This window comes from Hathewaya limosa (assembly GCF_030815255.1).
GTDB classification, from domain to species: Bacteria; Bacillota; Clostridia; order Clostridiales; family Clostridiaceae; genus Hathewaya; species Hathewaya limosa.
On record NZ_JAUSWN010000008.1, the window covers coordinates 96954 to 118765 of the forward strand.

The window sequence follows — 21812 nt, forward strand, 5'->3', positions numbered from 1 at the left end:
AAAATGAATATTGCAATTATATTGGCTGGTGGTAGTGGTACAAGAATGGGGAGCGATATTCCTAAGCAATTTATAGATATATATGGTAAGCCATTAATTATTCATACAATAGAAGCTTTTGATATTAATCCAAATATAGATTACATAGCAGTGATTTGTAAGAATGAGTTTAAAGAAGATTTAACTATTTGGATTAGAAAATATGGAATTTCAAAAGTTAAGTGGATTGTAGATGGTGGAAATACAAGACAAGAGTCAGTTTATAATGGCATAAATCAGTTAAGTGATTTTTGTAGTAATCAGGATATAGTTGTAATCCATGATGCTGCAAGACCATTAATTTCACAAAGAATAATAAATGAAAATATTGAAAGTGCAAAGATAAACAAAGCTGTAGATACAGTAATTCCAACAACAGATACCATAATAAGAAGTATAGATGGTAGTGTTATAGAAGAGGTACCAGTAAGACGTGAATTGTATCTTGGACAAACTCCTCAAAGTTTTGAATACGCCTTAATTAAAAAAGCACATGAGGAAGCTAAAAAAGAAAACAATCTAAATGCTACAGATGATTGTCAGTTAGTCTTAAAAATAGGTAATAAAGTTAGTTTGGTTAAGGGAGATAAATTAAATTTTAAGGTAACTACTTTTGAAGATCTACTTATACTAAAATCTGTAATAAAATTAGGAAAATTAGAGGTTAAATAATTGTTTAGTAAGGGATTTAAAATAGTATCTCCTAAAACTTTTGAAATATATTATGAAAGTGTTGAATTAAAAGAAAACCATGCCTTAGTAAAAATAAATATGGGAGCAGTATGCAAAGCAGACCTTAGATATTTTTTAGGGAAAAGAGATAAAAGAATTTTAGGTTTAAAATATCCTATGAGGCTTATACATGAAGCAGTAGGAGAAATTATAAAAGATCCTACAAATATTTTTAAAGAAGGACAAAAGGTTGTTTTAGTTCCCAATATAACAGAATGCAGTTATTTAAACAAACAACAATGTAAGTACTTAAAAGGAAAATCTATTTGTAATATTGAAGGAAATATAGATAAATGTGAATTTAGGAATTCAATAGGGGAAAATTATTGTCCTAAAGCTAAGTTTGCATCTAGTAATACAGATGGATTTTCTTGTGAATATATGAGTTTCCCAGTTAGTAATCTTGTGCCTGTAGATGAAACCATAGAAGAGATTCAATCGGTTTTTGCCGAATTAACTTCTGTTGGAATGTCAGCTATAAGAAGATGCAAAGATATGAATTGTAATATAGACAATAAAGTAATTGCCGTATGGGGTGATGGTATAGTTGGATATATTTTAACTTGTATTTTGAAGGTTATGGCAAAGGACAGTAAAATTATAACAGTTGGTAAAAATGAAGACAAGTTAGCACAATTTCCAAGTGATGAAACTTATGAAATTAATGAACCGTCCCTAAAAGATTTGAAGGTAGATTTAGCTTTTGAGTGTGTAGGGGGAATGGGTTCTAAGGATGCCATCAATCAGATTATTGATGTTATAAAAATAGGTGGAAGGATAGTTTTAACTGGAGTTGCAGAAGATAATGTTGCAATAAATACAAGAAAAATTCTAGAAAAAGGATTAGTACTTACAGGAACTACAAGAAGTTCTATTGATGATTTTAAAAGAAGTGTAAGGTTAATGGAAGAAACGGATTATAATAAATATTTAGGTCAATTAGTAAATGATATAAGAGTAATTGAAAATATTACTGATTATTATGATGTGTTTGAAATAGAAGCTGAAAATAAAAGTTTAGGTAAAACTCTTATGAAGTTTAATTTTTAAGATATAAGTTAATATTACAATATATATGATGTATGATTTATGGATTAATAACATAAAAAATGAGAAGTAGAAGTAACAAATAAGAAAGATGTATAAGGAGCAAATAAAAAATATGAGCATTAAGATTTCTGTAATAGTGCCTTTATATAATGTTGAAAATTATATAGAAAGAACTCTTAATTCCTTAAAAAATCAAAACTTTAAAGAGTTTGAAATCCTTTTAATTAATGATGGATCAAAGGATAAAAGTGTAGATGTAGCAGAGAAAATTTTAAATAATAGTATGTTGAATTATAAAGTTATAAATAAGGAAAATGGTGGAGCAAGCAGTGCAAGGAATACAGGAATAGATAATGCACAAGGAGAATATGTTTATTTCCTTGATGGAGATGATTATATCGATCCTAATATGTTAGACTTAATGTACAAAAAAATTCAAAATGAAAAAGCTGAAATAGTATTTTGTGGATATACTCATGTAAAAGAAAGTAATGGAGAAGAAATACTAAAAGTTCATAAATATATAAAACACACAATTAAAGGTATTAAAGCAGCAGAAAAAATGTTAAAAAATGAATTTTGGATTAGTGCCATATCTGGTATGTATTCAAGAAACTTTTTAAAAGAAAATAAATTATATTTTCCTACAAATATAGTTTTTGGAGAAGATACAGTATTTGTAGCAAAAGCTCTTATGAATGCTGAGAAAGTTACTTGTGTTGAAAAAGCTTTAGTATATTATCTAAGAAGAGATACATCTGTTACGAGAACAGCTAATGAAAAATATTTCAATTTACATGAATCTAATATGGAAATACTGAAGTATATTAGAGAAAATTTTAAATATGAAGGTGTAAATGTTGAAAAATCACTTATGGAATATAAAATTCCACAATCAATAATGAGGATATTTTCATCACTAGCTAAAAGTGAAAACTGTAGGGAAAGACTTTTGAACTTTGTAAAAGATAAAGAGCAAAGAGAATACCTAAAAAGGTTTAAAATAAACGGGCAAAAGGAAAATATAAAATTTAAAATAGCATCGAAGGTTTTATTAATAAGCCCAGAATTGATGTATAAACTTTTAAGAAAATAAAAGGTGAAAAAATGAAAAAAACAAGGGTGAAAAATGCAAAGAAAAATGTTATATATGGTATGGCCACCTATATATTATTAATGCTAGTAACATTCTTAAATAGAAAAGTATTTTTAGCTTTGTTAGGTGATGACGTAGCAGGATTCCAAGGACTTTTGCAAAACATACTTAGTTTCTTAAACCTAATAGAATCTGGTGTAGGTATGGCAATAATGTTTTCGCTATATAAACCTTTTGCAGAAGATGATAAAGTACAAATAAAAAGTGCTGTTACATTATATTCAAAGATTTATAAAGTATGTGGAAGTATTTTAATAATAGCGGGAATAATATTAACTGGATTTCTACACATTTTTGTAAAAGAACAAATACCTATGGTATATGCTAAAATATGTTTTTTACTATATATAGCAGACACATCACTAACATATTTTTTCTCATATAAAACTTGTCTTTTATATGCTAGTGAAAATGGATATGTAATTTCCTTTTGGGATTTTATTTTCAAATTTATAAGATCAGTAGTACAAATAATAATGCTATATATATATAAGTCTTTTATTATATTTATAGTAATTCAGATTCTAACCAATATAGAATATTTAATCGTAATAAATTATAGTACCAATAAAAGATTTCCGTGGTATAAAGATATAAAAGCCGACAAAGTAAAAGGGAAAAAGGATATTATAAAAAATATAAAAGCATTATTTATACATAAAATTGGTGGCTTTGTTGTATTTAGTACAGATAATTTATTAATATCATATTTCTTGAATTTTAAAGTAGTGGCATTATATACAAACTACAATATGATTATTGCATTTTGCCAAAATTTTATAAACAAGATATTTGAAGGTATTGCAGCAAGTATAGGAAATCTATTAACAGAAGGAGATAAAGAAAAATCTTTTTCAGTATTTAAAAAATTATTCTTTTTTAATTTTTGGATAGCCTCATTTATAGGAATATGTCTATATAATGCTATAGATCAAGTTATAGAACTTTGGCTTGGAAATAGATTTTTATTAGATAAATCCGTACTTATAGTACTTCTTTTAAACTTTTATATAACAGCAATGAGATTATGTGTGGATAAGTTCAAAGAAAGTGCAGGACTTTATTACGAAGATAGATATGCACCAATAGCGGAAAGTATTATAAATTTAGTATTTTCTATAATTCTTTTAAAGAAATTTGGATTAATAGGAGTATTTATAGGAACTTTAATAAGTAATTTATCAGTTATTTTCTGGATTAAACCGAAAATTGTATTTAATAAAGTATTTAATAAAAGTCTTTCAGAATACTTAATTCATTATTTAAAATATATGTGTTATGCTGTGGTTCCATTTATTTTAACAAGAATCACTTGTAGATATGTGCATGTAAGTAATAAATTTTTAGATTTCTTATTAAATTGTATTTTAAGTGTAATAATTATAAATTTCAGTTATGCTATAATGTTTTATAAGAAAGAAGAATTCCAATACTATAAAGCTTTACTTATGAAAAGATTAAAACGTTCTAAAGTAAGAGGGGAAAGATAGATGAGTTATAAAGAAGTTATAAATAATAGATTAGATGGAGTTCAGGAACTATTAAGTAAAGACATTACTAAATACGCTTTAATGTATATGTTTTTAATAATTACATCTGGTGTAAGTTTTGTTAATTATTTTACTGTAACTAAAGTGATAAAGTATATATTTTTAGCTATAGTACCAATAATTCTTTTTTTAGTAATGAAGAAAAACAAGCAAATTTCAAAAAATATAAAGGACATAAATATATTCTTTATTTTTATATGTGTTTTTAGTTCTTTATCAATAATATGGTCTCAATCAAGAGGAATTACAACTAAAAATACATTATTTTTAATAGCTACTACAGTTATAGCAATGTATATGGGACTGAATTATACTAAAGAAGAAATTTTTAAGATGCTATTACAGTGGTTTATTATCTTAGTAGTTATAAACTTAGTATCATGGATATTTAGTTTACCATTTGTTTTTGATACAACAGAGATGAGATATACTCATTTCCCTATAAAAGGAATATTTAAACACAGAAATCTTTTGGCTTTTTATATGGTTTTAACTATAACATTGTCACTATGGTTTTTAATGAATAATAAAGATGATAAGAAATTAAAGTTAACTTATTTAGGAACAATTATAGGTGCAGCAATAATATTAATGGGAACGAAAAGTATGACATGTTACCTATTACTACCTGTATTTATTATTTTAATTTTAATAACCAAATATAAAACATTAAATAATATTATAATTTATGCTATATTACCATTATTATTATTTTCAACTTATGCTATGGTATGTCAACCCGCATGGTTTCAAAATTTACTATTAGCAATAGGTAGAACACCAACTCTTACAGATAGAAGTGTTATATGGAATGGAGTCGTAGCATGTATAAAAGTAAAGCCAATGCTTGGATATGGATATACAGGATTATTTAGTAATAACATATATGCTGTAAACTTTATTGCTGAATTCTATGGAGGACTTCCATCACATTGTCATAATGGATATTTAGATATATTAATTGATTTTGGATTTGTAGGAGCCGTATTTATTGTAGCTGGTTTTACATACTTATTTAACAGAATTAAAAAGTTAAATAACAGTACAACTTTAAAAGATAAAAGATATGTTTCTTATATTTTAAGCTTTTTAGTATTTATTGCATTCTATAATCTTATAGAAAGTCCAATAATTAAACATTGTTCAACTATATATGTTTTAATTATAATATTTTCTAATGTTATACAAAAAGAGTGGGATAAGGAACACAACGGAGAGGAGTCTTAAAAATGCTATGCGCTTTAATAATGGCAGGGGGTAAGGGCACAAGATTTTGGCCATTATCTACAGAAAAAAAACCAAAGCAATTTTTAAACCTTTTAGGACAAGATACAATGATTCAAATGGCAGTAAAGAGATTACTACCTATAATTCCAATGGAAAGAATTTTTGTTGTTACATCTAAGGAATATGTTCCAATACTGAAAGAACAATTACCCAATATCAATAATGAAAATATAATAGTAGAACCTATAGGTAGAAATACGGCACCATGTATTGCATTATCAGCTTTTCATATAAATAAAAGGTATAAAGATGCAACTATGATAGTAGTCCCTTCGGATCATCTAATAAAAAAAGAAGATGAATTTTTAGAAGTACTAAAAGAAGGAGAAAAATTTATAGAAGAGCATAAAGATGCAATAGCCACAATAGGAATAGAACCAACTAGAGCGGAAACTGGATATGGTTATATAAAATATGATAAAGAATTAAATGATAAAATTGTTAAAGTAGAGCGATTTGTTGAAAAGCCTAATCTAGAAAAGGCGGAAAAATATTTCAAGAGTGGAGAATATCTATGGAATAGTGGTATGTTCATGTGGAAAGCAGAAAACATTTTAAAACTCGTAAATAGGTATTTAAAGAACACTTATGATATTTTACAAGAAATTGTAAATACAAAAGAAGAAGGATATGAGGAAAGTTTAGAAAAGAATTATCCAAAAGTAGATAATATCTCTGTAGATTTTGCTATTATGGAAAAGACACAAAATATTTATGTCATAAAAGCTGATCTTGCTTGGGATGATGTAGGTAGTTGGAAGTCAATTGAAAGATATAGAGAAAAGGATGAAGATAATAACATAACCTTAGGTAGTGTGAAAACATTAGAAGGAAAAAATAATATAATTATTGGAAATAAAAAACCTATAGTTCTATCAGGTGTAGAAGACATCGTACTTGTAGAAAGTGATGACATGATCTTCTTAGGCAAGAAGGAAAATATAGAGAATTTGTGTAAAGTTAGAGATCTGTTAGAATTGTAGCAAAAAATTGAGGATATTCAAAAGGAGAAAGGTATGAGAATTTCTATTATATGTCCTTTGTATAATGGAGAAAAATATATAGAGAACCTACATAAATCTTTAAAAGAACAAGAAAAGGTAGATATACTTTCTATACAATATGTTCTTACAGAAACAGAGGATAATTCAGAAGAATTATTAAAAAAACTAGGGTGTAACTATAAAAAAATTAGCAGAAAAGAATTTTCTCATAGTAAAACTAGAGAAGAGGCTGCTTTTGATGCTGAAGGTGATATTTTAGTTTTTATAACTCAGGATATTTTAATTAAAGATAAGTTATGGCTATATAAATTAACAGAACCTATTGTAGAAGGAAAATGTGAGGCTACTTTTAGTAGACAAATATGTGATAATGAGACTATTGAAAAATATATAAGAGAGAAAAACTATCCAAAGGAAAGTAGATTAGTATCTAGAGAAAGTATTGAAGAGTTAGGGTTTTTAACTTTCTTCTTTTCAGACGCATCTTCTGCCATAAAGAAATCTGTGTTTATGGAGTTAAATGGATATGATCAAAAAAGATTACCAACTAATGAGGATATGTATATTGCATATAAGATTATTCAAAATGGATATAGAATAAGATATTGTGCAGAATCACAAGTTATTCATTCTCATAAATTTACTTTAAAGCAGTTGTATACAAGATACTATATTACAGGAGTATTTTTAAAGCAGAACGATTATTTATTAGCCTATAAAGCTAATAGGGCAGGAATGGGATTACTAAGGTATGTGGTAAAAAGAGCTTTTCAAGAAGGAAATTATAAAGTCCTTTTAAATTTAATTCCAAATTTTGCAGCAAGATTTTTAGGAAGTTACTTTGGAAAAAGGAGTGTTAAATAAATGAAGGGAATAGTTCTAGCAGGGGGATCAGGAACAAGACTTTATCCCGTTACAAAAGCAATGTCAAAACAGATGGTACCTATATACGATAAACCAATGATATATTATCCAATGTCAGTTTTAATGTTATCTGGAATAAGAGACATTCTTATAATATCAACTGAAAGAGATATTAAAGGGTTCAAGGAATTATTTAAAGATGGACAAGAATTAGGACTTAATATAAGTTATGAAGTTCAAAAGGAACCTAATGGTCTTGCAGAAGCATTTATAATAGGGGAAGAATTCATTGGAGATGATAATGTATCATTAATATTAGGTGATAATATATTCTGGGGACAAAGCTTTGGACAACATTTAGAAAAAGGCGCAGAATTAAAAAGTGGTGCTATGATATATGGTTATTATGTTCAAAACCCAAAGGACTTCGGTGTAGTGGAATTTGATAAAAATAATAAAGTTATATCCTTAGAAGAAAAACCAGAAAACCCAAAATCAAAATATGCAGTTCCAGGACTATATTTCTATGATAATACTGTAGTTGAAAAGGCTAAAAAGATAAAACCTTCTAAAAGAGGGGAACTTGAAATTACAGATGTAAATAAGTTGTATATGGAAGAAGGAACACTAGAAGTAGATTTACTAGGTAGAGGAATGGCATGGCTTGATACAGGAACACATAGTTCAATGTTGAAGGCATCTAACTTTGTAGAAGCTGTTCAAAACACTCAAGGTACATACATAGCTTGCTTAGAGGAAATTTCCTATAGAAAAGGTTGGATAAATAAGGAACAATTAAAAGCTTTGGCAACACCATTATTAAAAACAGGATACGGGAAATATTTAATGGAACTTGCTGAAGAGGAAATTTAAAGAGGGGAGAAAGTAATTATGGGAAACTTTAAATTTAATAAAACTAAAATTGAAGGTGTATATATAATTGAACCTAAGGTTTACGGTGACCATAGAGGTTATTTTATGGAAACTTACAGCAAGAAGGAGTTTGAAGAAAATGGATTAACTATGAATTTTGTTCAAGATAACGAGTCCTTCTCTAAAAAAGGAGTTTTAAGAGGATTACATTTCCAAAAACAACATTCACAAGGAAAACTTGTAAGAGTTATTAAAGGAAAGATATTTGATGTGGCTGTAGATTTAAGGAAAGAGTCTAAGACTTATCTTCAGTGGGTTGGGGTTATATTATCAGAAGAAAACAAAACTCAATTTTATATTCCAGAAGGATTCGCCCATGGATTTTTAGTTCTTTCAGATACAGCCATATTTAATTATAAATGTACAGATTTTTATCACCCAGAATTTGACTCGGGTATAATATGGAATGATAAAACTATAAACATAGATTGGCCAACAGAGGGAATAGAGGACTTAATTTTTTCACAAAAAGATCAAGAATTAAAGTCCGTAGAGGAAACTGAAATTCCATTTTAAAAGGAGAGAACATTTATGAAAACTTATTTAGTAACAGGTGGAGCTGGATTTATTGGTTCTAACTTTGTTTTATATATGTTAAATAAATATGAGAATATAAGAATAATTAACTTAGACAAACTAACTTATGCAGGAAATTTAGAAAACCTAAAGGATATTAAAAATGATAAAAGACATATATTCGTAAAAGGTGACATATGTGATAAAGAGTTAGTACAAAAGCTTTTTAGACAATATAATATAGACTATGTTGTAAATTTTGCTGCAGAATCACATGTAGATAGAAGTATAAAAGAACCAGAAGTTTTTGTTAGAACTAATGTGTTAGGTACAACTAATTTATTAAACTGTGCAAAAGAAGCTTGGGAACAAGGAGAGGAATTTAAAGAAGGAGTTAAGTACCTTCAAGTATCTACTGATGAGGTATATGGTTCTCTTGGAAAAGAAGGATATTTTACAGAAGAAACAAAGCTGGATCCTCATAGTCCATATTCTGCAAGTAAGACATCTTCTGATCTTTTAGTTAAGGCATATTTTGATACTTATAAAATGCCTATAAATATAACAAGATGTTCAAATAACTATGGATCATATCAGTTCCCAGAAAAATTAATACCGTTATTAATAAATAACTGTCTAAACCATAAAGAATTACCAGTGTATGGAGATGGACTAAACGTAAGAGATTGGTTATATGTAGAAGATCATTGCAAAGCTATAGATATGGTTATAAATAATGGAGAATTAGGGGAAGTTTATAATATTGGTGGACACAATGAAAAAGCCAATATAGAAATAGTAAAAATAGTTATAGATTATTTAAATAAAAATGTAGATAGTAGTATCACGGAAGATTTAATTACTTATGTAGAAGATAGAAAAGGACATGACAGAAGATACGCTATAGATCCAGAGAAAATAAAAAATTCCTTAGGATGGTATCCAGAAACTCATTTTGAAGAAGGTATTATAAAGACTATTAAATGGTATCTAGATAACAAAGAATGGATAGAAAATGTTACATCTGGGCAATATGAAAATTACTACAAAGAAATGTATGGAGATAGAGAATAGATTATAGATGAAAGATAAAAGATAAAAGATAAAAGATTATAGATCAAAGATAATAGGTGATGGATATGATGAGAAAAATATATTTGTTAATTAGAGCAATTCCTAAGACTTTATATTTTAATTTTAAATATCTACCTTTTAAACAGGCAATAAAATTGCCAATATTAGTATCTCATAGAATGTGGCTTATGACTACAGGGGGAAGGGTAAAACTATCCTCTCATAGCATAAGCCCTTTTATGGTTAAAATGGGATTTAATGAGGTAGGAATATTTGATCAAATGAGGTCTAGGGGTGTTATAAATTTAAATGGTGAAATTGAATTTAAGGGAGCAACGGCAATAGGTCATGGAAGTAAAATTTCAGTTGAAAAAGAGGGAAAGCTTACAATAGGAGAGAATGTTATAATAACTGCAGAAACATCTATTATTTGCACTAAGGAGATAAACATAGGAAATGATGTTATGTTGTCTTGGGAGGTTCAAATAATGGATAGTGATTTACATCCAATAATGGATAAAGACAAAAATATAATAAATCCTAGTGAAAAAGTAAATATAGGTGATAAAACTTGGATTGGATGTAGATGTCTAATCTTAAAAGGAACAAACTTAAAAAAAGGAACCATAGTAGCAGCAGGAACTACAGTATCAAAATCTGCTAACTATAAAATAGAAAAAGAAAATTCACTAATAGGAGGAAATCCTCTAAAGGTTTTAAAAGAAGAGGTAACTTTTAAGATATAATATGAAGAAAAATTTTATTAAAGATAAGAAAATAAGAGATTTTTTATATACTATGGGTGCAAATATCATAACCTTAATAACGAGTCTTGTAATGATATTTGTAGTACCTAAAGCTTTATCAATATCGGAATATGGATATTTTAAGATATTTACATTTTATTTGGGGTATATAGGGATTTTTCATCTAGGATTTAATGATGGTATTTATGTTAACTATGGAAATTATGATTATGAAACACTTCCAAGAGAAAAGTTTCGTGCCTATTTTAAATTTCTTACAATATTTCAAGTACTAGTAGGAGCCTTATTTTGTATTTTAAGTTTTGTATTTGTAAAAGATAGTGAAAGACTTATAATTTATTTATTTATAGGAATAAACATAATTCTTTTAAACATAACTTGTTACTTTGAATTTTTAAGTCAGGTAGTTAGAAAGTTTAGGTTATATTCTATTAATATGGTACTTTCTAAGATTATGTATGTGGTAGGAGTATTGGGGATTTTGTTATTAGATTGTAGAAAAGCTACATATCTTATACTTTTTCAAACTATAGTTAATTTTATTATATTTTTAATATACATATATAAATATAAGGATATAAACTTTGGTAAAAAAACTTCTTTACATACAATAAAAAGTGATATAAAGAAAAATATATCAATGGGATTCTTTATAATGCTAGGTAACTTTGTAAGTATAATTATAATAGGAGTAGACAGAATCTTTGTAGATAAGTTTTTTACTGTAAATGATTTTGCTATGTATTCCTTTGCAGTTTCACTTTTATCTATGATATATATAATTCTAAATGGAATAAGAACTGTTATTTACCCATACCTTACTAGAAGTGATGAAAAAGATTTAGGAAAGAATTATGAAATTATGAAAACTGCAATTTTTATACTTTTAGGATACTCTCTTGCAGCATATTTTTTCTGCAAAGTATTAGTAAGTGCATTTTTACCTAAATATGTAGCTTCATTAACTGTAACTGCAATAATTTTCCCCACAATATTATTAAGTGGAGAAATTAACATAGTTACTTCAAATTATTATAAAACTTTAAAACTTGAAAAGAGTTATACAAAGAATAATATTATAGCAGTTGCTATATCACTAATAACTATAGTAATAGCTTTCTTTGGATTTAGAACCCAAGAGGCTATAGCTACATCTTCGTTATTATCATTTTATTTATGGGGATTATATGGAGATAACTTTTTCAAAAAACGTTTAGGAATAAAAGTTCATAAACATCATTTAGCAGAAATTTTAACTATAGTATTATTTTTAGTATTAAGCACAAAAACTAACTGGTATGTAGGATTAGCTTTATATATAATAGGATTTACTTTAATAGTTTTAGCATTTTTTATAAAAGAAATAAAAAGTCTTTTAAGTTTAAGGAGAAAAAGATGAAGAAAGAAATATATGTAAATGGAACCATACTTCATGAAACGCCTTCAGGACTCGGAGTATATGCAAAAAATATTATAAAATGTATGATAGAAAAACATGTTCCAATCAAAGTAATAGCCCCAATAGAGATAGAGGGAGCAGAAGTTATAAAAACTACAAAATATGTTAAACCTTCTTATAAGAAAAAAGGAGGACTTATGAGACTTTTATATACTCAATTTGTACTTCCTTTTAAAGTTCCTAAGGATGCAATAATATACCATCCATTTCAATATCTATCTTTATTTAGTAGAAAAAAACAAGTTATAACTATACATGATTTTATTCCTCTCTACTATAAAGAAGTAGCAAAACATCAGTATAGATATTATAAGTATTTTATGCCATTACTTTTAAAAAAAGCATACAAAATTATATGTATATCACAAAATACAAAAGAGGATTTATTGAAATTTTATAATGTGGATGAGAGTAAAGTAACTGTTGTATATAACGGTTATGATGAAAATATGTTTAATACAAAAAACATAAAGGAAGATGTACTAAAAAAACATAATATAAGTTATCCATACCTTATAGCTGTTGGAGCTGGATATAGTCACAAAAATCTTCATAGAGCCATAGAAGCTTTTAGCAAGGTTAAAGATAAGGGTGATTTAAAGTTTATAATTACAGGTAAAGAATCAGAGTACATAAAAACATTAAAAGATCTTTCAAAGAAACTTAATATAGAAGATAAGATAGTATTTTTAGGATATGTTGAAGATGAAGATTTAAGTACACTATATAATAAAAGTGAGGCATTTATATATCCAACACTATATGAAGGGTTTGGGTTACCAATACTAGAGGCATGGGCATGTGATACCATAGTAGCATGTTCTAATAATTCTTCATTAAAGGAGATTGTAAATGGAGGTGCAATAACTTTTAATCCAGAAAGTGTAGAAGAAATAAAAAATTCTATAGAAAAGATCATAAAGTTTAAAGGAACAGAAGAACTAGAAAAAATAAAAAATAATGCTAAAGAAAATTTAAAACTATATTCTTGGGATAAAACAGCAGAAGAGATATATAGAACCATAATAGGCTAAAGGAGCGAAGAGGAATGTATCAGTTTATAGCTTTAATAGAATTAGCGATTTTCATTTTTGTAATGAGAAAATTTCTGAAAGAAGATGGAATTATTTCGCTTGTAGATGGATCTAAAGTCATGCTTATGTTATGGGGTGGCGCTACTATATTATATAATTTTCAACTAAGTAATTTATATTCACCTACTATTGAGATCAATTTAATAACTTTTAGTATTTTTGGTGGCTTTTTAATATTATCTAGATATACAAAGTTAAAAGATCAGGATATAAAAGAGATTGCTAGAGAATTTGAAGATGATAGTTTTTATAAAATATATTCGATTTTATCAACAATAATATTTGTAGTAGGAACAGTAATCTTTATATACAATGTAATAAAACATGGTTTCAGAATTACAGCAAGTAATAAAATAGATAAACAGGATATGGATCATTATGGAGCATACTTTGTTTATATGCTTATACTTGCAGGAGAAATTAAATATTTGCTGTTTAGAAATTATAAAAAAGTTATAGATGCAATAATATTTGTAGGAACAATACTTGTATTAGCATTAACTTTAAACAGAGGACCTATAGGATTTTTATTTATAACTATAGGAATATATGAAGTATTTAATTTCATTAATATAAAAGAAAATATATCTAAAAAGAAAAAGTATGGTATATATGCAGGATTTTTTGCATTAATTGCAGGATTTATTTGGTTCTTTGGTTATGTTGGTAACATGAGAATGGAATATGTATTAAGAGCAGTATATAAAAGAACCTTATGGCAGCATTATGGAGTTTCAATTATGATACCATCAGGATTACTATGGGTATATATGTATCTTACAAGTCCTATAGAAAATGTAGCCTATGCACTTGCAAATCAACATTCAATTGGAAATGCTTTTTTATCAAACTTATTCTATCCATTTATTAAGTTTATAGCCAATATATTTGGATGTGGAAATCAATTTAAAGATTGGTTGATATCAAGAGGGGCATATACTCCATATCTTGAAAAAAAAGTAGGATTAAATGCCATGACTTTTATACCGGAGTCTTTTCAAGATGGTAATGTTGTAGGATTCATAATTTACCTTTTAATATATATATTATTAGCTTATATTGCTATAAGAATCATAAAAAGTAAGAAAGACTATACTCCAGTAGGAAGAATTCTTATATATACCAATATAGTTAGTATGCTTTTATGGAGTATTTTTGTAAACTCATTTAAAATACCAATTCTAATATTAAATATTTTTCTTCTATTGTTTGTAGAAAAGTTTATAAGAGTACGTAAAGCAAAGAAAGGTAAAATATAAGATGGAAAGCTTAGTATATATAATCCTTTTAAATTATAAAGGATTTAAAGATACCATAGAGTGTGTGGAATCCTTAGAGAAGATAAATTATAAGAATTATAAAATAGTCATAGTAGACAATAATTCTCCAGATGATTCTTATAAAAAGTTAAAAGCTACATTAGGACATAAACATACCCTCATTAAATCAGAAGAAAATGGGGGATTTGCAGCAGGAAATAACATAGGAATTAAATATGCCCTAGATAACGGTGCAGAATATGTACTCCTATTAAACAATGATACCTTAGTAGAAAAAGAGTTTTTAGGTGAACTTATAAAACCATTTAAAAAAGATAAAACTATAGGTATGACCACAGGAAAAATTTATTATGAAGGAAAAAGAGATACCTTTTGGTTTGCAGGAGGATATTTTAGGGAGGATAGATTCTATGGTGCACATATAGGAGAAGGGGAAAAAGATATAGGGCAATATGATGAAGAAAAAACTATAAGTTTTTCCACAGGATGTTTAATGCTTATAAACAAAGATGTGTTTAAAGTGTGTGGATATCTACCAGAAGAATATTTTATGTACTATGAAGATGTAGATTTCTGCCTAAAACTAAGAGAAAATGATTTTAATATAGTATATACACCTAAAAGTAAAATCTATCATAAGGTAAGTGCATCTACTGGGGGAGAGGCATCTCCCTTTGCAATAAAGCTAAATACAAGAAATAGGAAATTTTTGATTGAAAAGTATAAAAATAAGATGAAATATACAAAATATATAAGGTTAAAGAGCTTTTTTTATGTTACTAGGGTAATGATTATGGTCAAATATACCATGAAAAATGAAAAAGAAAAGAGAAAGGCTCTTATAGAAGGTTTAAAATAAATAAAAAAATAAACAAAATGCTTTGAATTTTATGTAAAAAATTCAAAGCATTTTTTATTAAGAAGCAAAAAATATGACGGATAAAATACAATATATTGTAAAACAAAATGGTAATAATAAACACAGGACTTAAAACATTTCAAATACATGTAGAAATTTGTCGAAAAATAATAAAAAGAAACAGGAAAATATTTAATAAATTATAATTAAATTAAAATAAAAAAAATATTCAAGTAATATATCAATATATATTAAAATAAGCTTGAAATCAAAAAGAAAAAAGTATAATATTGATGTATAACAAAAAAATAGGTAAAAACGTAAGGAAAATTAGGGAAATTCGACGAAAGATGTTTTTAAAATTTAAATCAAAAATTGAAATTATTATTTAGATTATTTAACTCGAAAAATAATTTCCAATTTTTTAAATATATTTGTTATCTAATTTAGGGGGTAAAATTAACATGAATAAAAAGAATACTAAAATGTTAAGTGGTGCATTAGCAGCTACAACAGTATTAACAAGTGCAGCTCCAGTATTTGCAAAAGGAACTGACTGGAATAAAGTATATGAAAACGCTTTCAAGGCTATGCAAAAAGCTGAAAAAGATAAAACTCAAGAATCAATAAATGCAGCTAGAAAAGCTATAGCTGAATTAGCTAAAAATAAAGAATTAATATCATTAGTAGGAACATTATCTGAGCATGTTGACGGAGTTCAACAAGGATTATTTAATGATTTCTATGCATTAATGTATGTTGATGGAAAAGAAAAACCAAGAATGTCTCAAAAAGAGATAAATGAAGCTAGAGAATGTGTAAATTCTTTTGCTACATGTGATGTAAACAAACAATACACACAATCTTGGTCTTCAGCAGTAGACAAGTTCCAACAAAACAATGTTAATGAAATGGTTGCTGCAGTTAAGAAAGCACAAGAAACTAAAGATGCTAAAGATGTAGAAGCAGCTAAAGCTTTAGTAGCCGAATTAGAAACTTCTACAAATAAAGACGTTTTAAATGCTACAGCAGCTGAAAAAGCTAAAGTAGAAGCAGTAGAAAAAGAAATACAAAAAGAAAATGCTAAATTAAAAGTTGAAAAAGTTGAATTTGCAAACTTAAAGAAAGCTACTATTTCTTTCAACAAAGAATTAGATAAAGCAACTGTAGAAAAGGTTGGCAATGTTAGAGTATTTAAAGATAATGCTGAAGTAGCTGGTTTAACAGTTAAATTAGCAGAAGATAAAAAAACAGTATATGTTGTAAACACAGCAAATAAATTTGACCAATTACAAACATATAGATTTGTTATATCAAATATAGCAACTGTAGAAGGTGAAAAAGTTGAGAAAACTGAATTAACAGCAAAATCATCTGATAATTCATTCCCAACAGTTGTAGATGTAAAAGCTACATCTCCTAAGACATTAGTTGTTAAATTCTCTGAGCCAGTTAAAGGTTTACCAAATGCAGCTGGTGTAACAGAAAAAATTCAAATAGATGGAATTAATGCTTACTTAGCAGCAGCTGTCGATATAACTAAGATGTTTGATGAAAATACAGCTATTATAACTTTAGGAAATCCTTTAACAGTTGGTGAACATACAGTTAAAATTTCTGATTTAAAAGATGAAATAGATCTTCCATTAGAAGCTAACTCAACTAAAGTAACTTTAGTAGAAGATAAAGTAGTTCCAGCTGTAACTAATGTTGTTGCAGATAGAAATACAGTAAAAGTTACATTTAACAAGGTTGTAGATAAGGCTACTGTTATTGCAGCTAATTTTAGAGTAAATGGTGAAGAACCAGAAGCAGATATAAAAACTGAAGATGGACAAACTTATGTATTAACTTTAAAAGCAGGACATAAATTAGGTTTAGCATCTTTAGTAGAAGCTAAATTAACTTATAACAATGTAGCTGATAACTATGGAAATAAAGTAGAAAAAGAACAAACTGTAGAATTTACAGCTCAAGATGATAAAGTTGCTCCAATAATGGCAGGAACAAAAGTAAATGATGATAATTCTGTAGAAGTTTCATTCACAGAAAAAGTTGAAAATGCAACAACAACAGCAAACTATGAACTATTAGACAAAGATGGTAAAGTAGTAGCTGGTGGAATTACAAACATTGCAGATATAACTAAAGCAGAAAACAAAGGAACAGTTGTTAAAGTTACAGTAAAAGATGCAGACAAGATTTCTGGTAAATTCTCAATTAAAGCTGTAAAAAACAACACAATTGTAGATGAAAGTGTAAGAGAAAATAAATTAGCTGAAACTATATTAGCTTTCAACTTAAATGATAAAGTAGCTCCAGAAGTAAAAGGTGATGTAATATACGTACAAGAAACAGCTGGAAAAGACTTTAATAAAGATAATGATGTTAAGGACAGCAAGTTTACAGTATACTTTACAAAGGCTATGAATCCTACAACATTATTAAATAAAGCTAACTATATCTTCAACAATAAGTCTTTAATGGACTTAAAAGATGCAACTTTAACAGTAGGAAAAGATAATAAATCTGTTACAGTTACAATTAATAGAAATGATGATGCAACTCAAGAAGTTATGGCAGGTGCAAAATTAAGAGTATTAAGATTAGAAGATAGTGTTGGAAATAGAATCAAAGATGAAAATAAAGAGATAAACTTTACTGCATTCGTTGAAAATACTGGATTTACAGCTATGATAGAAAAAGCTGAATTAGTTTCTTTAAATCAAGTAAAACTTTACGCAAAAGACGGACAAGTTTTAACTAAAGTAGATCCTAACAAAGTAAGTTTCACTGCAAACAACGTTGCTATTGAAGGACTTCAAGTAATGAATGTTGTTATAAGTGCAGATGGACAAAGTGCTATCTTAACATTAAACAAAAATGTTAGTGGTGATGTAAAAAATAACGGAAATGCTATTAAACTTAAAGCAGCAGCAAAAGCTATTACAAATAATGCAGAAATGAGCAATGACGCTTCAGTTGCAGATATGGATATAGCTGATATGGTAAAAGCTTCCTTAGTTAAAAAATCAGAAGAAGCTGTTAAAGTTGAAAACAATAAAGTTACTTTAACTTTTGATGAAGAATTAACAGTTCCAGTAGCAAATGTTCTTCCAGCAGTAGCACAATCTTTAGTAGTAAGAGATTCTAAAGGTAATAGATTATCTTATGTAAATGGAGATTATTCAGTAGCAGTAGCTGGTAAAACAATAACTGTAACAATGAACAAAATTGGATTTAATGATAAAGTATCTGTAGCATTAGAAAATAATACTACAATCTTTGATGCAAATAAATTAACAATTAACGATTTCAAAGTTACAACAGATAAAGAAGTTGTTAAAAAAGCTACAGGAGTTGCAGCAGTATTTGCAATTTCAAAACAAGGTGTTACTAAGGTTGATAAAGTAGCTTCAACAGCAACAGTTGGTGGAGCTAGTGATAAAATTACTGTAAAAGATCCAGATGGAAAAAATGCAGTAAAAGTTACAATTAAAAAAGAAGGTACAGATTTAAAAGTAGCTTCAACAAAAGAAAATGAAATAGAAATTACTATAGCAACTGATCAATCTAATAAAAATACAGCAGCTCTAATTCAAACAGAATTAAGAAAATTAGATGGATATAACAATTGGGAAGTTCAAGCAGTTGGAAGTTGGGATGCTCAATCTAAAGATACAGATATTACAACTGCAGAAGCTGTAACAGCTGGTGGAGTAGCAGCAGTTGCAGAAGCAAAAGAAACTTATACAATTACAGTAAACAATGGTGCTACAGAAGATGGAACAATCGAAGTTAAAGTTGGAGATAAAACTTGGGAAGTAGAAGTTAAAAAAGGAAACACAGCAGAACAAGTAGCTACAGCAATTAACACTAAGATTGGTACAGACAAATTAGCAGGATTTGGTGAAGCAGTAGTAGGAAAAGTTGTTACATTAACAAAAACAGCTGCTGGTGCAGTAGATGATGTAGTTGGTTCAGTTCAAGATAAATAATAAATTTTAAAATTAGGGCTATCCTACATGGGTAGCCCTTTATTTTTATAATGTTATAATATTTACTATGAAATATATTAAAATTTTATTTAAACAAGGAGGCAATATGTCAAATAATACTAAAATACTAGCTTTAGATTTAAGAAATAGAGAAGTTAGAAATTCTATAATTTTAGATTTAAATAATATTCCTGGTGAAAAAAAATATATCATAGATTTGGATATAAAAGATCATGATAAAAAATTAAAAAAGTATTTCATAGATAAAGAATACGATAAGCTAATGGATAAAATAAAAAATTTAGAAGGTATAATATCTATAAATAGAAATAGTAAAGTATTTGAGATATTTCAAGATCAAAAAAATTTTTATAATTACTATGTTCAGGCTATAAAACTTATAGATATTTCTAAAATTAAAGAACTTAGTATAGAAGAAAATATAAAACTACAAATCTGTAAAAATAGTTTAAATACAATATTACAATTTAATGATCAAGTGCAACTGGGTGAATTTACAGATGATATAAATAAAATGTTAAATATAATAGACGATTATTTTCAAAATTATAACTTTACTTACCAAGTAAATGATCTAATTAATAAATTGAATGAAAACAGTTTATCTTATATTGAATATATTAATAAACAAATTAGAATTTCTTTTAAAGAAAATAGTATACTTAATTTATCTAATAAATTATATTCCTATATATGTAATTTAAAAAATGATATCTTACAAAAATATAATTGTGGTAACAATGATAAAGAGAGTCTAGTAAGGTATTTAATTGATTATGAATATTTAAAAATAATAAGTGATATAAACTTTAATGAATATTTGAAAAATATTAAAACTAAATATGAAAATTTAAGCAATCTAGAAGAAGATTTTAAAAATATTTATAAATTACATAGGTTGAATTCTTCTGAAAATTTTCAACAGTACTACAATAACATTTCTATAATAGTTTATAATGCTAAGTTTACTATCCCAAATTTTTATAAAGAATACATAATAAGAAAAATTTCTTTTAAAAATAAAAAATATTACAATTTAAACAATTTGTATAAAGATGTCGAAATTCATCTAAAGAATATAGAAAATTTAAAAGAAGAAAATTCTATCTTAATATAAAATTTAGTGAGGAGAAAGTAACTTATGGCAAACTTATTTGAAAAATTATTAAAAAAAAGAAATGATATTAATAATGAGTTAGAAAAAAAGTTTGATGCTAAAGATTTAATGTACAATGATGTACAGTTGAATTTTGATTATGGAACTTCAGAATTTAAGAAAGAATTAGTTTTTAATGAATTTAAAAATATACAAAGATCTAAAATAAATGAAATTTTAGAGATAAATACTGTTCATTTATACCACGGTTTTGAAGGAACAGAAGCTGGAATTTTTATAACTAACACTTCTAATGAAACTATAGAACTTTACAAAGTTAAATTAGGTCTTATGAGTGAGTATAATTGTTTGGCAGGAGATGAAGTAATTGATTTTAAAGGAAATGTTAGAATTCAACCAAACTCTAGTGTTTATCAAGAGGTAGTTTTTAAAACTCTAAACTTAAATCAAAATATAAAAAATTTAAAAGTAGTTTTTTCTGACTTAGATAGTCTAAAAGTATATTACAATAAACAAATGGATATGGAAAATCTATTAGATCCAGATATTTCAGAGAACACCAAGGAATTTTTAAGAGATAAGTTTTATGATATTCCTATTTTAAGAGAAGATGAATTTATAATAGATCCAATATTAGCATTAGGAGAAAATGACGGAATAAATTTAATAATTCTTTTTAGAAATGGAAGTAATAAAGATATAGTACTAAAATCTATTCCTATTATAATTTCAATGCAAGAGAATCTACCAATATACATAGGAGCAATAAATTTAAATAATACTGAGTTTATTGTTGAAGGAAATAAAGGTAAACTAGTAAATTTCAAGATTCCATTAGAATCTATGATGGTAAAACCAATAAAAAATTATAATTATAAGTTTTCTATTCAGTAGATATATATAATAAAGAAAAGGGACTGTCGCATTAGCATAAAAATTTATACTAACGCGGCAGCGTTTTTTTGTGTTTTATAGAAAATTTAATAATATTTTACCTTCTATAAGATTAATA

General features: G+C 26.8%; 18 protein-coding genes. All 18 read left to right on the top strand.

The genetic code is table 11. From position 1 onward, the window contains the following. The first annotated feature begins 3 nt into the window (after positions 1–3). Complete coding sequence (ispD, locus tag QOZ93_RS06060) at positions 4–711, top strand: 2-C-methyl-D-erythritol 4-phosphate cytidylyltransferase (protein ID WP_307355512.1); 708 nt, start codon at positions 4–6, stop codon at positions 709–711. Beyond that, positions 712–1821: an alcohol dehydrogenase catalytic domain-containing protein gene (locus tag QOZ93_RS06065; RefSeq protein WP_307355513.1), complete on the top strand. Its 1110-nt coding sequence runs from the start codon at positions 712–714 to the stop codon at positions 1819–1821. A 112-nt stretch (positions 1822–1933) separates the two neighbouring features. Continuing rightward, a complete protein-coding gene (locus tag QOZ93_RS06070; RefSeq protein WP_307355514.1) occupies positions 1934–2917 on the top strand; it encodes a glycosyltransferase family 2 protein in 984 nt (327 codons plus the stop codon). Between the two features lie 11 nt (positions 2918–2928). Further along, entirely contained in the window at positions 2929–4467 is a 1539-nt protein-coding gene (locus QOZ93_RS06075) for a lipopolysaccharide biosynthesis protein (RefSeq protein WP_307355515.1), read from the top strand. Then, positions 4468–5754, top strand: coding sequence for an O-antigen ligase family protein (locus QOZ93_RS06080; protein WP_307355516.1), 1287 nt, complete (start codon positions 4468–4470; stop codon positions 5752–5754). Positions 5755–5756: 2 nt separating this feature from the next. After that, the gene (locus tag QOZ93_RS06085) at positions 5757–6797 is read left to right on the top strand and encodes a mannose-1-phosphate guanylyltransferase (protein WP_307355517.1); all 1041 of its coding nucleotides are present in this window, start codon (positions 5757–5759) and stop codon (positions 6795–6797) included. Between the two features lie 33 nt (positions 6798–6830). Then, complete coding sequence (locus tag QOZ93_RS06090) at positions 6831–7682, top strand: glycosyltransferase family 2 protein (protein WP_307355518.1); 852 nt, start codon at positions 6831–6833, stop codon at positions 7680–7682. Continuing rightward, on the top strand, positions 7683–8555 hold the full coding sequence (rfbA, locus tag QOZ93_RS06095; RefSeq protein ID WP_111944026.1) for a glucose-1-phosphate thymidylyltransferase RfbA: 873 nt from the start codon (positions 7683–7685) through the stop codon (positions 8553–8555). Positions 8556–8573: 18 nt separating this feature from the next. After that, positions 8574–9131, top strand: coding sequence for a dTDP-4-dehydrorhamnose 3,5-epimerase (gene rfbC / locus QOZ93_RS06100; RefSeq protein WP_307355519.1), 558 nt, complete (start codon positions 8574–8576; stop codon positions 9129–9131). Positions 9132–9146: 15 nt separating this feature from the next. Beyond that, positions 9147–10205, top strand: coding sequence for a dTDP-glucose 4,6-dehydratase (gene rfbB / locus QOZ93_RS06105; protein ID WP_307355520.1), 1059 nt, complete (start codon positions 9147–9149; stop codon positions 10203–10205). Between the two features lie 65 nt (positions 10206–10270). After that, positions 10271–10951, top strand: a complete 681-nt coding sequence (locus QOZ93_RS06110; protein WP_307355521.1) for an acyltransferase — start codon at positions 10271–10273, stop codon at positions 10949–10951. A 1-nt stretch (position 10952) separates the two neighbouring features. Next, positions 10953–12371, top strand: a complete 1419-nt coding sequence (locus QOZ93_RS06115; protein ID WP_307355522.1) for an oligosaccharide flippase family protein — start codon at positions 10953–10955, stop codon at positions 12369–12371. Beyond that, positions 12368–13465 (top strand): glycosyltransferase family 4 protein, encoded by a 1098-nt coding sequence (locus QOZ93_RS06120; RefSeq protein WP_307355523.1) that lies wholly within the window; start codon positions 12368–12370, stop codon positions 13463–13465. Before QOZ93_RS06115 ends, QOZ93_RS06120 begins: the two co-directional genes overlap by 4 nt. Positions 13466–13479: 14 nt before the next feature. After that, on the top strand, positions 13480–14784 hold the full coding sequence (locus QOZ93_RS06125; protein ID WP_307355524.1) for a hypothetical protein: 1305 nt from the start codon (positions 13480–13482) through the stop codon (positions 14782–14784). Position 14785: 1 nt separating this feature from the next. Continuing rightward, positions 14786–15664: a glycosyltransferase family 2 protein gene (locus tag QOZ93_RS06130; protein WP_307355525.1), complete on the top strand. Its 879-nt coding sequence runs from the start codon at positions 14786–14788 to the stop codon at positions 15662–15664. Positions 15665–16128: 464 nt separating this feature from the next. Then, entirely contained in the window at positions 16129–19662 is a 3534-nt protein-coding gene (locus tag QOZ93_RS06135; RefSeq protein ID WP_307355526.1) for a hypothetical protein, read from the top strand. Positions 19663–19768: 106 nt separating this feature from the next. Continuing rightward, positions 19769–20800 carry a hypothetical protein gene (locus tag QOZ93_RS06140; RefSeq protein ID WP_307355527.1) on the top strand — a complete coding sequence of 344 codons (1032 nt, stop codon included), beginning with the start codon at positions 19769–19771 and terminating at the stop codon, positions 20798–20800. Between the two features lie 24 nt (positions 20801–20824). After that, on the top strand, positions 20825–21694 hold the full coding sequence (locus tag QOZ93_RS06145; protein WP_307355528.1) for an SLAP domain-containing protein: 870 nt from the start codon (positions 20825–20827) through the stop codon (positions 21692–21694). Positions 21695–21812 lie beyond the last annotated feature (118 nt).

Excerpts from the sequence above, each read along its gene's own strand:
- ispD (WP_307355512.1), top strand. The coding sequence starts at position 4 with ATGAATATTGCAATTATATTGGCTGGTGGTAGTGGTACAAGAATGGGG.
- QOZ93_RS06070 (WP_307355514.1), top strand. The coding sequence starts at position 1,934 with ATGAGCATTAAGATTTCTGTAATAGTGCCTTTATATAATGTTGAAAAT.
- QOZ93_RS06075 (WP_307355515.1), top strand. The coding sequence starts at position 2,929 with ATGAAAAAAACAAGGGTGAAAAATGCAAAGAAAAATGTTATATATGGT.
- QOZ93_RS06080 (WP_307355516.1), top strand. The coding sequence starts at position 4,468 with ATGAGTTATAAAGAAGTTATAAATAATAGATTAGATGGAGTTCAGGAA.
- QOZ93_RS06085 (WP_307355517.1), top strand. The coding sequence starts at position 5,757 with ATGCTATGCGCTTTAATAATGGCAGGGGGTAAGGGCACAAGATTTTGG.
- QOZ93_RS06090 (WP_307355518.1), top strand. The coding sequence starts at position 6,831 with ATGAGAATTTCTATTATATGTCCTTTGTATAATGGAGAAAAATATATA.
- rfbA (WP_111944026.1), top strand. The coding sequence starts at position 7,683 with ATGAAGGGAATAGTTCTAGCAGGGGGATCAGGAACAAGACTTTATCCC.
- rfbC (WP_307355519.1), top strand. The coding sequence starts at position 8,574 with ATGGGAAACTTTAAATTTAATAAAACTAAAATTGAAGGTGTATATATA.
- rfbB (WP_307355520.1), top strand. The coding sequence starts at position 9,147 with ATGAAAACTTATTTAGTAACAGGTGGAGCTGGATTTATTGGTTCTAAC.
- QOZ93_RS06110 (WP_307355521.1), top strand. The coding sequence starts at position 10,271 with ATGATGAGAAAAATATATTTGTTAATTAGAGCAATTCCTAAGACTTTA.
- QOZ93_RS06115 (WP_307355522.1), top strand. The coding sequence starts at position 10,953 with ATGAAGAAAAATTTTATTAAAGATAAGAAAATAAGAGATTTTTTATAT.
- QOZ93_RS06120 (WP_307355523.1), top strand. The coding sequence starts at position 12,368 with ATGAAGAAAGAAATATATGTAAATGGAACCATACTTCATGAAACGCCT.
- QOZ93_RS06125 (WP_307355524.1), top strand. The coding sequence starts at position 13,480 with ATGTATCAGTTTATAGCTTTAATAGAATTAGCGATTTTCATTTTTGTA.
- QOZ93_RS06130 (WP_307355525.1), top strand. The coding sequence starts at position 14,786 with ATGGAAAGCTTAGTATATATAATCCTTTTAAATTATAAAGGATTTAAA.
- QOZ93_RS06135 (WP_307355526.1), top strand. The coding sequence starts at position 16,129 with ATGAATAAAAAGAATACTAAAATGTTAAGTGGTGCATTAGCAGCTACA.
- QOZ93_RS06140 (WP_307355527.1), top strand. The coding sequence starts at position 19,769 with ATGTCAAATAATACTAAAATACTAGCTTTAGATTTAAGAAATAGAGAA.
- QOZ93_RS06145 (WP_307355528.1), top strand. The coding sequence starts at position 20,825 with ATGGCAAACTTATTTGAAAAATTATTAAAAAAAAGAAATGATATTAAT.